The organism is Pigmentiphaga sp. GD03639 (assembly GCF_029845405.1).
In the GTDB taxonomy this organism is placed as follows: Bacteria; Pseudomonadota; Gammaproteobacteria; order Burkholderiales; family Burkholderiaceae_B; genus Pigmentiphaga; species Pigmentiphaga daeguensis.
Map to the genome: position 1 here is coordinate 110,991 of NZ_JAOCLR010000002.1, position 13,056 is coordinate 124,046.

The following is a 13,056-nucleotide window of genomic DNA, read 5'->3' on the forward strand; positions in this document are numbered from 1 at the left end:
GTTGACGCAAGGGGTGGTATCCCGAGCGTCTTATGATGGAGTGTTCAAACCGTGAGTCTCAATCGTCAAGAGAAAACGGTGGTCGTCGAAGAGATCTCGGCCCAAGTCGCCAAGGCTCAATCGATCGTTATCGCCGAGTATCGTGGTCTGGACGTCGCTTCCGTCACCGTACTGCGCAAGCAAGCACGTGAATCGGGCGTTTACCTGCGTGTTCTGAAGAACACGCTGGCTCGCCGCGCTGTGACCGGCACCCCCTTCGAGGGACTGTCGTCGCAGTTGACCGGTCCGCTGATGTACGCCATCAGCGCCGATCCGGTCGCGGCCGCCAAGGTCCTGTCCGACTTTGCCAAAACCAACGACAAGCTCGTTCTGAAGGGCGGTGCCCTGCCGAACGGCGTCATGTCCGTCGAAGGCGTCAAGGCTCTGGCCTCGCTGCCCTCGCGCGAAGAGTTGCTGGCGAAGCTGCTGGGCACCATCCAGGCGCCCGTTGCACAGTTTGTGCGTACGCTCAACGAAGTTCCGACCAAGTTCGTGCGTGGCCTCGCGGCCGTGCGCGACAAGCAAGCGGCGTAGCCGCTTGCTTGCGGTGAAGGCTAACTTGACGCGCAGCGGCAAGTTAAGGCCCGAAGGGCCGGCCGGAACCACAACGGGATGTATGGCTTGAGATAGCTCTGGTCAACGTCCCCCGGAATTTCGTGACACGAAGCGACACCCAATACCTGGTATCAAATTCATTGGAGTTTTAAACAAAATGGCACTTAGCAAAGCTGAAATCATCGACGCCATCGCCGGCCTGACCGTCCTGGAACTGTCGGAACTGATCAAGGACCTGGAAGAGAAGTTCGGCGTGTCGGCTGCTGCCGCCGCTGTGGCTGTCGCCGCTCCCGCCGCTGCCGGTGGCGCTGCCGCCGCTGCTGAAGAGCAGACCGAGTTCAACGTGATCCTGGCCGAAGTCGGCGCCAACAAGGTCAACGTCATCAAGGCCGTGCGCGAGCTGACCGGCCTGGGCCTGAAGGAAGCCAAGGACCTGGTCGACGGCGCTCCGAAGCCCGTCAAGGAAGGCGTTGCCAAGGCCGATGCCGAAGCCGCCAAGAAGAAGCTCGAAGAAGCCGGTGCCAAGGTCGAAGTCAAGTAATTCGATCCTTGCCGGTACCCGGTGGCCGCTGAAAAACGGCCTCCGGGTTTTTGCGTTTTTGGAAATGGGCTTTTAAAGCCTGTTTTCCGTGGCAGTAACGCCGGTTCGCGTGGCTTTGCGCGCACGGATCGTCGAACGGATTTCCGGTGCGTGGGTGGGGATGATGCCGCCCGCGGACCCGAAACCCGTACCGGGGGAGCCCGGAAGAGGGGTACCGGCCCAGCCGGCGGGTAGCCCCGTTGAGATTTCGAAGTCGTATTTTAGGACCATTACCCGTGGTTCGTGCAACCTGAGTCGGAGTGCTCATGCCCTACTCGTTCACCGAAAAGAAGCGCATCCGCAAGAGCTTCGCCAAGCGCGAGGACGTGCAAACCGTTCCTTTCCTGCTGGCAACTCAGCTCGAGTCCTATCGTACCTTCCTGCAGTCGGATACCGCACCTCTGCAGCGCAAGGAAGAAGGCCTGCAAGCCGCATTCTCCTCGATCTTCCCCATCGTCAGCCATAACCAGATGGCCAGGCTGGAATTCGTCAGCTACGTGCTGGGCGAACCCGCCTTCGACGTGCGCGAATGCCAGCAGCGTGGGCTGACTTTCGCATCGCCCCTGCGCGCCAAGGTGCGCCTGGTCCTGCTCGATCGCGAGGCCAGCAAACCCACCGTCAAGGAAGTGAAGGAACAGGAAGTCTACATGGGCGAGATCCCGCTCATGACTTCCACCGGATCGTTCGTCATCAACGGTACCGAGCGGGTCATCGTCTCGCAGCTGCACCGTTCGCCCGGCGTGTTCTTCGAGCACGACCGCGGCAAGACCCACAGTTCCGGCAAGCTGTTGTTCTCGGCCCGCGTGATTCCCTACCGTGGCTCGTGGCTGGACTTCGAGTTCGACCCCAAGGACATCCTGTTCTTCCGCGTCGACCGCCGCCGCAAGATGCCCGTGACCATCCTGCTCAAGGCCATCGGCATGACACCCGAGAGCATCCTGGCGCACTTCTTCTCGTTCGACAGCTTCGAGCTGGCGAGCGAGGGCGGGCTGATGGAGTTCGTGCCCGAGCGCTGGAAGGGCGAGGTCGCGCGCTTCGACATCAATGACAAGTCCGGCAACGTCATCGTCGCCAAGGACAAGCGCATCAACGCCAAGCACATCCGCGACCTGGTGGCCGCGGACACGAAGCGCATCTCGGTGCCGGAAGACTTCCTGCTGGGCCGCGCGCTGGCCCGCAACGTCGTCGATCCGGAAACCGGCGAGATCGTGGCGCACGCCAACGAAGAGCTGACCGAGTCGCTGCTGAACAAGCTGCGCGAGAACAACGTGCGCGAGATCCAGACGCTCTACACGAACGACCTGGACCAGGGCCCGTACATCTCGCAGACGCTGCGCGTGGACGAGACCACCGACCAGACCGCCGCGCGCGTGGCGATCTATCGCATGATGCGCCCCGGCGAGCCTCCCACCGAGGAAGCCGTCGAAGCCCTGTTCCAGCGCCTGTTCTTCAGCGAGGAAACCTACGATCTGTCGCGCGTGGGCCGCATGAAGGTCAACAGCCGCCTGGGGCGCGGCAACGACATCACGGGCGCGATGACGCTCAGCAACGAGGACATCCTCGACACCATCAAGGTGCTGGTCGAGCTGCGCAACGGCCGCGGCGAGATCGACGACATCGATCACCTGGGCAACCGCCGCGTGCGCTGCGTGGGCGAACTGGCCGAGAACCAGTTCCGCGCCGGCCTGGTGCGCGTCGAGCGCGCCGTCAAGGAGCGCCTGGGCCAGGCCGAGGCCGAGAACCTGATGCCGCACGACCTGATCAACTCCAAGCCGATCTCGGCCGCCATCAAGGAGTTCTTCGGTTCGAGCCAGCTGTCGCAGTTCATGGACCAGACCAACCCGCTGTCCGAGATCACGCACAAGCGCCGCGTCTCGGCCCTGGGCCCCGGCGGCCTGACGCGCGAGCGCGCCGGCTTCGAGGTGCGCGACGTGCACCCGACCCACTACGGCCGCGTCTGCCCGATCGAGACGCCCGAAGGTCCGAACATCGGCCTGATCAACTCGATGGCCCTGTATGCCCGCCTGAACGAGTACGGCTTCCTGGAGACGCCGTACCGCAAGGTCGTGGACGGCAAGGTCAGCGACCAGATCGAGTACCTGTCGGCCATCGAGGAAAGCCGCTACGTGATCGCCCAGGCGAACGCCACGCTGGACGACGAAGGCCACTTCGTGGACGATCTGGTGGCCTGCCGCCAAGCCGGCGAAACGATGCTGACCGCCGCCGAGAACGTCCACTACATGGACGTGGCGCCGTCGCAGATCGTGTCCGTGGCCGCCTCGCTGATCCCGTTCCTCGAGCATGACGACGCGAACCGCGCGCTGATGGGCTCGAACATGCAGCGCCAGGCCGTGCCCTGCCTGCGTCCCGAGAAGCCCGTGGTGGGCACCGGCATCGAGCGCACCGTGGCGGTCGACTCCGGCACCACCGTGCAGGCGCTGCGCGGCGGCCTGGTCGACTACGTCGACGCCGAGCGCATCGTGATCCGCGTCAACGACGAGGAAAACGTCGCCGGCGAAGTAGGCGTCGACATCTACAACCTGATCAAGTACACCCGTTCCAACCAGAACACCAACATCAACCAGCGCCCCATCGTGCGCCGTGGCGACATCATCGCCAAGGGCGACGTGCTGGCCGATGGCGCTTCCAGCGACCTGGGCGAGCTGGCCCTGGGCCAGAACATGCTGGTCGCGTTCATGCCCTGGAACGGCTACAACTTCGAGGACTCGATCCTGATGTCGGAGCGCGTGGTGGCCAATGACCGCTACACCTCCATCCACATCGAGGAACTGACGGTCGTCGCCCGCGACACCAAGCTGGGTTCGGAAGAAATCACGCGCGACATCAGCAACCTCTCGGAAGGCCAGCTGAACCGCCTGGACGAATCGGGCATCGTCTACATCGGCGCCGAGGTCGAGGCGGGCGACGTGCTGGTCGGCAAGGTCACGCCCAAGGGCGAAACCCAGCTGACCCCGGAAGAGAAGCTGCTGCGCGCGATCTTCGGCGAGAAGGCCTCGGACGTGAAGGACACCTCGCTGCGCGTGCCCTCGGGCATGGTCGGCACCGTCATCGACGTGCAGGTGTTCACGCGCGAAGGCATCGTGCGCGACAAGCGTGCCCAGTCCATCATCGACGATGAGCTCAAGCGCTATCGCCAGGACCTGAACGACCAGCTGCGTATCGTGGAAAACGATACCTTCGACCGTATCGAGAAGTCGCTGGTCGGCAAGGTCGTCAACGGCGGCCCGCGCAAGCTGGCCAAGGGCGCGGCCATCGCCAAGTCCTACCTGGCCGAGCTGGACCGCTGGCAGTGGTTCGACATCCGCCTGGCCGACGAAGCCGCGGCCACCGCGCTCGAGCAGGCCAAGGAGTCGATCGAGCAGAAGCGCCACCAGTTCGATCTCGCCTTCGAAGAGAAGCGCAAGAAGCTGACCCAGGGCGACGAGCTGCCCCCGGGCGTGCTCAAGATGGTCAAGGTGTACCTGGCCGTCAAGCGCCGCCTGCAGCCCGGCGACAAGATGGCCGGCCGCCACGGCAACAAGGGCGTGGTCTCGAAGATCACTCCGGTGGAAGACATGCCGCACATGGCCGACGGCACCCCCGTCGACATCGTGCTGAACCCGCTGGGCGTGCCTTCGCGGATGAACGTGGGCCAGGTTCTGGAAGTGCACCTGGGCTGGGCCGCCAAGGGCCTGGGCCAGCGCTTCAACGAGATGCTGTCCGAAGCGCGCAAGGTCGAAGTGGCCAAGGTGCGCGAGTTCATCGGCAAGGTCTACAACACCACCGGCACGGCCGCCCGCCTGGAAGAGCTGGATGACGACGCGGTGATCGAGCTGGCGCAGAACCTGCGCAACGGCGTGCCGTTCGCCACGCCGGTGTTCGACGGCGCCTCGGAAAGCGACATCCGCGCGATGCTCGACCTGGCCTATCCGGACGAGCTGGCCGAGAGCCTCAAGCTGACCAACTCCAAGACCCAGGCCTACCTGTACGACGGCCGCACCGGCGAGATGTTCGAGCGTCCGGTCACGGTCGGCTACATGCACATGCTGAAGCTGCACCACCTGGTCGACGACAAGATGCACGCCCGTTCGACCGGCCCGTACTCGCTGGTGACCCAGCAGCCGCTGGGCGGCAAGGCCCAGTTCGGCGGCCAGCGTTTCGGGGAAATGGAAGTGTGGGCGCTGGAAGCCTACGGCGCCTCGTATGTGCTGCAAGAAATGCTGACCGTGAAGTCCGACGACGTGAACGGCCGTACCAAGGTGTACGAGAACATCGTCAAGGGCGACCACGTGATCGACGCCGGCATGCCCGAGTCGTTCAACGTGCTGGTCAAGGAAATCCGGTCGCTCGGGATCGACATGGATCTCGAGCGTAACTGATAGGAGTCGCCATGAAAGCGCTATTGGATCTGTTCAAGCAGGTTACGCAGGAAGAACAGTTCGACGCCATTCGCATTGGCATCGCGTCGCCGGAGAAGATCCGGTCGTGGTCGTTCGGCGAAGTCAAGAAGCCGGAGACGATCAACTATCGCACGTTCAAGCCCGAACGCGACGGGCTGTTCTGCGCCAAGATCTTCGGGCCGATCAAGGACTACGAGTGCCTGTGCGGCAAGTACAAGCGCCTCAAGCACCGTGGCGTGATCTGCGAGAAGTGCGGCGTGGAAGTCACGCTGGCCAAGGTTCGCCGCGAGCGCATGGGCCATATCGAGCTGGCCAGCCCGGTCGCTCACATCTGGTTCCTGAAGTCGCTGCCGTCGCGCCTGGGCATGGTGCTGGACATGACGCTGCGCGACATCGAGCGCGTCCTGTACTTCGAAGCCTACTGCGTCATCGATCCGGGCATGACGCCGCTCAAGCGCGCCCAGATCATGTCGGAAGACGACTTCCTGGCCAAGACCGAAGAGTACGGTGACGATTTCCGTGCGGTGATGGGTGCCGAGGCCGTGCGCGAACTGCTGCGCACGATCGACATCAACCGCGAGATCGAGACGCTGCGCGCCGACCTCCAGGCCACCAGCTCGGATGCCAAGATCAAGAAGATCTCCAAGCGCCTGAAGGTGCTGGAAGGCTTCCAGAAGTCCGGCATCAAGCCCGACTGGATGATCCTGGAAGTGCTGCCCGTGCTGCCGCCCGAGCTGCGCCCGCTGGTGCCGCTGGACGGCGGCCGCTTCGCCACGTCCGACCTGAACGACCTGTACCGCCGGGTCATCAACCGCAACAACCGCCTGAAGCGCCTGCTCGAGCTGAAAGCCCCCGAAATCATCGTGCGCAACGAAAAGCGCATGCTGCAGGAAGCCGTCGACTCGCTGCTGGACAACGGCCGCCGCGGCAAGGCCATGACTGGCGCCAACAAGCGTCCGCTCAAGTCGCTGGCCGACATGATCAAGGGCAAGAGCGGCCGCTTCCGCCAGAACCTGCTGGGCAAGCGCGTCGACTACTCGGGCCGTTCGGTGATCGTGGTGGGTCCGCAGCTCAAGCTGCACCAGTGCGGCCTGCCGAAGCTGATGGCGCTGGAGCTGTTCAAGCCCTTCATCTTCAACCGCCTGGAAATGATGGGCCTGGCCACGACCATCAAGGCGGCCAAGAAGCTGGTGGAAACGCAGGAACCGGTGGTGTGGGACATCCTCGAAGAGGTAATCCGCGAGCACCCGGTCATGCTGAACCGCGCCCCGACGCTGCACCGCCTGGGCATCCAGGCGTTCGAGCCGGTGCTGATCGAAGGCAAGGCCATCCAGCTGCACCCGCTGGTCTGCGCGGCGTTCAACGCCGACTTCGACGGCGACCAGATGGCCGTCCACGTTCCGCTGTCGCTGGAAGCCCAGCTGGAAGCCCGCACGCTGATGCTGGCCTCCAACAACGTGCTGTTCCCGGCCAACGGCGAGCCCTCGATCGTCCCTTCGCAGGACATCGTGCTGGGCCTGTACTACGCCACCCGCGAGCGCGTGAACGGCGCCGGCGAAGGCCTGCATTTCATGGACGTGTCCGAAGTGATGCGCGCCTACGAAAACAAGGTGGTCGAGCTCCAGTCGCGCATCACCGTGCGCCTGAACGAATACGAGCGTGACGAGAACGGCGAATTCCAGCCCGTGCTGCGCCGTTTCGAGACGACCGTCGGCCGCGCCATCCTGTCGGAAATCCTGCCCAAGGGCCTGCCCTTCTCGGTGCTGAACAAGCCCCTGAAGAAGAAGGAGATCTCGCGCCTGATCAACCAGTCGTTCCGCCGCTGCGGCCTGCGCGACACGGTGATCTTCGCCGACCAGCTGATGCAGTCGGGCTTCCGCCTGGCCACCCGCGGCGGCATCTCGATCTGCATGGACGACATGCTGATCCCGTCCGCCAAGGAAGGCATCCTTGCCGAGGCCAGCAAGGAGGTCAAGGAAATCGACAAGCAGTACTCGTCGGGTCTGGTGACCTCCCAGGAACGCTACAACAACGTGGTGGACATCTGGGGCAAGGCCGGCGACCGCGTGGGCAAGGCGATGATGGAACAGCTCTCGACCGAGCCCGTCGTCGACCGCCACGGCAACGCCACCCGCCAGGAGTCGTTCAACTCGATCTACATGATGGCCGACTCCGGCGCCCGCGGTTCCGCGGCCCAGATCCGCCAGCTGGCCGGCATGCGGGGCCTGATGGCCAAGCCCGACGGCTCCATCATCGAGACGCCCATTACCGCGAACTTCCGCGAAGGCCTGAACGTTCTGCAGTACTTCATCTCGACCCACGGCGCGCGTAAAGGCCTGGCCGACACGGCGCTGAAGACGGCGAACTCGGGTTACCTGACCCGCCGCCTGGTGGACGTGACGCAGGACCTGGTCATCACCGAGGACGATTGCGGCACGACCTTCGGCTTCGCCATGAAGGCGCTGGTCGAGGGCGGTGAAGTGATCGAGCCGCTGCGCGACCGTATCCTCGGCCGTACCGCGGCCGCCGACGTGGTCGATCCCGACACGCAGGAAACCGTGTTCGAGGCCGGCACGCTGCTGGACGAAGACGCGGTGGACGCGATCGAGCGCCTGGGCATCGACGAAGTGAAGGTCCGCTCGGCCCTGACCTGCGAAACCCGTCACGGCCTGTGCGCCGCGTGCTACGGCCGCGACCTGGGCCGCGGTTCGCTGGTCAACGTCGGCGAGGCGGTCGGCGTGATCGCCGCCCAGTCCATCGGCGAACCCGGTACGCAGCTGACGATGCGTACGTTCCACATCGGTGGCGCGGCCTCGCGCGCGGCGCTGGCCTCCGGCGTGGAAACCAAGTCCAACGGCACGGTGCGCTTCACCAGCGCCATGCGCTATGTGACCAACGGCAAGGGCGAGCAGGTCGCCATCTCGCGTTCGGGCGAAATCCTGATCGTCGACGACAACGGCCGCGAGCGCGAGCGCCACAAGGTGCCGTACGGCGCCATCCTGCTGCACGGCGACGGCGTGACGGTCAAGGCCGGCGCGCAGCTGGCCACGTGGGATCCGCTGACTCGTCCGATCATCACCGAGTACGGTGGCACGATCAAGTTCGAGAACGTGGAAGAAGGCGTCACGGTGGCCCGTCAGCTCGACGAAGTCACCGGCCTGTCGACCCTGGTCGCGATCACGCCCAAGACGCGGGGCAGCGCCAAGCAGACCGTTCGTCCGCAGGTCAAGCTGCTCGATGCCTCCAACGAGGAAGTCAAGATTGCCGGTACCGACCACTCGGTCAGCATCTCCTTCCCGGTGGGCGCGCTGATCACCGTGCGCGACGGCCAGCAGGTCGGCGTGGGCGAAGTGCTGGCGCGTATTCCGCAGGAATCGCAGAAGACCCGCGACATTACCGGGGGTCTGCCGCGCGTGGCCGAGCTGTTCGAAGCCCGTTCGCCCAAGGACGCCGGCATGCTCGCCGACGTCACCGGCACGGTTTCGTTCGGCAAGGACACCAAGGGCAAGCAGCGCCTGGTCATCACCGACCTGGACGGCGTCAGCCACGAGTTCCTGATTCCGAAGGAAAAGCAGGTGCTGGTGCACGACGGCCAGGTGGTGAACAAGGGCGAAATGATCGTGGACGGCCCGGCCGATCCCCACGACATCCTGCGCCTGCAAGGCATCGAGAAGCTGGCGATCTACATCGTCGACGAAGTGCAGGACGTCTACCGCCTGCAAGGCGTGAAGATCAACGACAAGCACATCGAAGTGATCGTGCGCCAGATGCTGCGCCGCGTGAACATCGTCGATCCGGGCGATACCTCGTTCATCCCGGGCGAGCAGGTCGAGCGCGCCGAGATGCTGAACGAGAACGATCGCGTCAACGCCGACAACCAGCGTCCGGCCACGTACGAGAACGTGCTGCTGGGTATCACGAAGGCCTCGCTGTCGACCGACTCGTTCATCTCGGCCGCTTCGTTCCAGGAAACCACGCGTGTCCTGACCGAAGCCGCCATCATGGGCAAGCGCGACGACCTGCGCGGCTTGAAGGAAAACGTCATCGTGGGTCGCCTGATCCCCGCGGGTACCGGCATGGCCTACCATGCCGCCCGCAAGGAGAAGGAAGCCCAGGAGGCCGCCGAGCGCGAAGTGGTATTCGCCGACGTGGGCAACACCTTCGACGAGAGCGAGATCTTCAATACGCCGGCCGAAAGCGTGACGACCTCGGAGCCTTCGGGCGACGAGCCGCAGTCGGGCGACGACCAGCAAGTGTGACGTAGCAGGTCACGACAAGAGGCCCCTTCGGGGGCCTCTTTTTTTTGGGGCTCCGCATCCTGTTGCTGACCTCTCGATGACGTTCGTGCGCGGCGGAAGCCGTGGGGGCCCTGCCTAACAGACCGTATTGGCGAAGGGCTGGTGCGCGGACTTTACCGTAGGGAATAGCTGGTTTTCCTCCGCCTGCCTTTCCGGGCCGTGGTGCCCTACCTAGAATGACGCCCGTACTGCGCGATGCATCAGGCATCGGCAGATCGACCATGACCAGTACGAGGCGAAAGACACCGCATGACGCAGATCTCCGGAAATCAGCCGGCTGGCGCTAGGCCGTCCATCCGTTCCCATCGTCGCATCGTGACGGGGCACGATGCGCAAGGCCGATCGATTTTCCTTTGCGACGGCTTGGCTCCCAATGTCAAGCAACCGGATGCGGTGCCCAATCTGGCGATGATCGATCTTTGGGAAACCAGCTGTACCCCTGCATCGAACGCGGGAGCCGCCGATGCGGCGGATCGGCCGACCCCGTTGTCGCCACCGCCTGGAGGCAGCATCTTTCGGATATTGGTGTTGCCACCCGAAAGCGAGCGAGACTTTTCGAAGGTTGCCGATCAGTTCGCGCACTGGGGCGAAGGTCACGTCCTGACGGGAAAAAACCGTCATCCGGCTTTCCACAAGACCAACACCATCGACTATGCGATCGTGCTCGAGGGAGAAGTGTGGGCGTTGATGGACATCGGCGAAACACTTATGAAGGCCGGCGATGTTCTGATTCAGCGCGGAACCAATCATGCCTGGTCCAACCGGTCGGACTCTCCCGTGCGTATTGCGTTTGTCCTCATCGACGCGCAGCCGCTGTAGGCCGTAGCCATGAACGCACAGACGAGGCCCCTGCATACGGGCAAGCACAGTTGGGTCGTCGAAGCGAACTATCTTGATTGCGACTTTCCGCTGGATAACCTGCCCTTTGGCCTGTTTCGGGACGAAGATGGCGCTGGCTGCGCTATTGGCGTGGCCATTGGCAACCAGGTGCTGGACCTGGTGCAAGCCAGCCAGCAGGGCTTGATCGTCGATCATGGGGCGTTGCAGCAATGCGTCGCGGAAAAATCGTTGAACGCTTTGTTCGCGCAGGGAAACGAAGTGGCCGCGCACTTGCGCGCGCAAGCCATCGGCCTGCTGGAAGAGGGCGCGGCACAGCGTCGCGCGGTCGAGCCTTGTCTGCGGTCCCTCACCAGAATCAGTTTGCGCGTGCCCTTTGCCGTGGGCGACTACACCGATTTTCTGGCTTCGTATCATCACGCCTTTAATGTCGGCAGCCTGTACCGGCCGGATAATCCGGTATTGCCCAATTTCACCTCCATGCCTATTGCCTACCATGGGCGGGCATCGACGGTGGTAGCGAGCGGGGAGCCGGTTTTTCGGCCTGAGGGTTTGTTCAAAGCCTCGTACGGTGATGTGCTGCCGATATTCGGCCATACCAGAAAGCTGGACTACGAGATGGAGTTCGGCGTGTTCATCGGCAAAGGCAATGCGCGTGGCACCGCCATCGGCGTGGACGAGGCCCAGACGCATATCGCCGGGGTCTGCCTGCTGAATGACTGGTCCGCACGTGACATCCAGGCTTGGGAAACCCAGCCGCTAGGGCCGTTCCTGGGGAAGAATTTCTGCACGACGATTTCGCCGTGGGTAGTCACGATGGAAGCGCTGGCGCCTTATCGAGTAGCGTTGGGTAGGGACTCCGCCGCTCCGCCCGCCTTCGACTACTTGTCTTCCCCTGCCGATGCAGCCAACGGCGCTTTCGAAATCCACGCGCAGGTCCGGCTGCTTACCGCCGCCATGGCGCGGGAAGGCCTGCCGTCCGTCGTCATTTCGCAGTCGCTGCTGAACCGGGACAGCTATTGGACGTTTGCGCAGATGATTGCGCATCACACCGTGAACGGCTGCAATCTGCGCACGGGCGATCTGTTGGGAACCGGGACCTTGTCCGGCCCGACTCCGGGAACCGAGGGCAGCCTGCTGGAGTTGACGCGCGGCGGCAAACAGCCGTTGGTGCTTCCCAATGGCGAGCAGCGGGTCTTTCTGGAGGATGGCGACGAACTCCGGCTAGGCGCTTACTGCCAGCGCGAACAGGGCCCCAGAATAGGTTTCGGAGAGTGTGCGGGCAGGATAGTGCGGGCAATGTAGGGCCTGCGCATGGGCGAACGAGATGGTCGTATCCATGCACTGTTTTGAGAACGAATGGAGACTACCGTGATGAATTGCGGAAAGCGGTGCGTCGCAATGGGCATGATCGTTGGTTGCCTGCAGGCATACGCGGCGGCGCCGGATGCCGGGTGGCCGATGCGGCCGGTGCGGGTGCTCGTGGGATATCCGGCGGGTGGACCGACGGACTCGGTTGCCCGCGTGCTCGCCGAGGCCTTGGGCAAGGAAGCCGGCCAGCAGTTCGTGGTGGAGAATCGAGCCGGCGCCGACGGGGCGATCGCGGTGAACGCGGGCGTGAGGGCCGACGCCGACGGATACACATTGATCGTTTCGCTCAAGGGTGCGATGGCCGTGGCGCCATTCGTATCCCGGCTGCCTTACGAGCCCTTGTCGGATCTGACTCCTCTGGCCACGTTGGGACAGTCCCCCTTGCTGTTCGCCACGCGGCCTGATTCGGGCTTGCGGCGGCTGGGCGACCTGCGGGAAGTGTACAAGAAGCGTGGCGGCAAGCTGAGCATAGGCTACGTGGGCGCGTTCAATCAAATGATGGCGGTCCAGCTTACCCAGGAAGCCGGCGTGGACCTGCTGCTCGTTCCCTACAAGGGAGGTCCCGCGGCTGTGAACGATCTGATCGGCGGACGTATCGACATGATGGTGGGCGATGCGGCGGGACCGGCGGTCGAACAGATCAAGGCAGGCAATGCGGTCGGGTTGGCGGTCACGTCCAGCCACCGCGCGGCAGAGCTCCCGGGCGTGCCTACGGTGGCCGAGTCCGGTTTCCCGGCTCTTCAGGGGGTGCAGTGGTACGGGTTGTGGGGGCCCGCCAGGATGCCGGCCGCACTGGTGGAGAAGATTCATCGCCTGGCGGCGAAGGCCATGGGGACACCGCTCTCGCTGGAAAGATTGGGCAATGTCCATATCGAGCCATTTGCCCAGTCACTCGAACAGATGCGCGCGTTGATGGTGAGTGAGAGCACCCATTGGCGCATGGTTGCCGAGAAGGCCGGCATCAAACCGCAATAAC

General features: G+C 63.8%; 7 protein-coding genes. All 7 read left to right on the forward strand.

What is annotated here, in order from left to right:
* Positions 1-51: 51 nt before the first annotated feature.
* Positions 52-573 carry a 50S ribosomal protein L10 gene (rplJ, locus tag N5K27_RS02490; protein ID WP_087838385.1) on the forward strand — a complete coding sequence of 174 codons (522 nt, stop codon included), beginning with the start codon at positions 52-54 and terminating at the stop codon, positions 571-573.
* A 178-nt stretch (positions 574-751) separates the two neighbouring features.
* Complete coding sequence (gene rplL, locus N5K27_RS02495; RefSeq protein WP_087838384.1) at positions 752-1,135, forward strand: 50S ribosomal protein L7/L12; 384 nt, start codon at positions 752-754, stop codon at positions 1,133-1,135.
* Between the two features lie 305 nt (positions 1,136-1,440).
* Complete coding sequence (gene rpoB / locus N5K27_RS02500; RefSeq protein WP_087838383.1) at positions 1,441-5,553, forward strand: DNA-directed RNA polymerase subunit beta; 4,113 nt, start codon at positions 1,441-1,443, stop codon at positions 5,551-5,553.
* A gap of 11 nt (positions 5,554-5,564) precedes the next feature.
* On the forward strand, positions 5,565-9,833 hold the full coding sequence (gene rpoC / locus N5K27_RS02505; RefSeq protein WP_279814487.1) for a DNA-directed RNA polymerase subunit beta': 4,269 nt from the start codon (positions 5,565-5,567) through the stop codon (positions 9,831-9,833).
* Positions 9,834-10,121: 288 nt separating this feature from the next.
* Entirely contained in the window at positions 10,122-10,691 is a 570-nt protein-coding gene (locus N5K27_RS02510) for a cupin domain-containing protein (protein ID WP_279814489.1), read from the forward strand.
* A 9-nt stretch (positions 10,692-10,700) separates the two neighbouring features.
* Positions 10,701-12,014 (forward strand): fumarylacetoacetase, encoded by a 1,314-nt coding sequence (gene fahA / locus N5K27_RS02515; RefSeq protein WP_279814491.1) that lies wholly within the window; start codon positions 10,701-10,703, stop codon positions 12,012-12,014.
* Positions 12,015-12,068: 54 nt separating this feature from the next.
* Positions 12,069-13,055 (forward strand): tripartite tricarboxylate transporter substrate binding protein, encoded by a 987-nt coding sequence (locus tag N5K27_RS02520; RefSeq protein WP_279814493.1) that lies wholly within the window; start codon positions 12,069-12,071, stop codon positions 13,053-13,055.
* Position 13,056 lies beyond the last annotated feature (1 nt).

Excerpts from the sequence above, each read along its gene's own strand:
- N5K27_RS02510 (WP_279814489.1), top strand. The coding sequence starts at position 10,122 with ATGACGCAGATCTCCGGAAATCAGCCGGCTGGCGCTAGGCCGTCCATC.
- rpoB (WP_087838383.1), top strand. The coding sequence starts at position 1,441 with ATGCCCTACTCGTTCACCGAAAAGAAGCGCATCCGCAAGAGCTTCGCC.
- N5K27_RS02520 (WP_279814493.1), top strand. The coding sequence starts at position 12,069 with ATGGAGACTACCGTGATGAATTGCGGAAAGCGGTGCGTCGCAATGGGC.
- rpoC (WP_279814487.1), top strand. The coding sequence starts at position 5,565 with ATGAAAGCGCTATTGGATCTGTTCAAGCAGGTTACGCAGGAAGAACAG.
- rplL (WP_087838384.1), top strand. The coding sequence starts at position 752 with ATGGCACTTAGCAAAGCTGAAATCATCGACGCCATCGCCGGCCTGACC.
- fahA (WP_279814491.1), top strand. The coding sequence starts at position 10,701 with ATGAACGCACAGACGAGGCCCCTGCATACGGGCAAGCACAGTTGGGTC.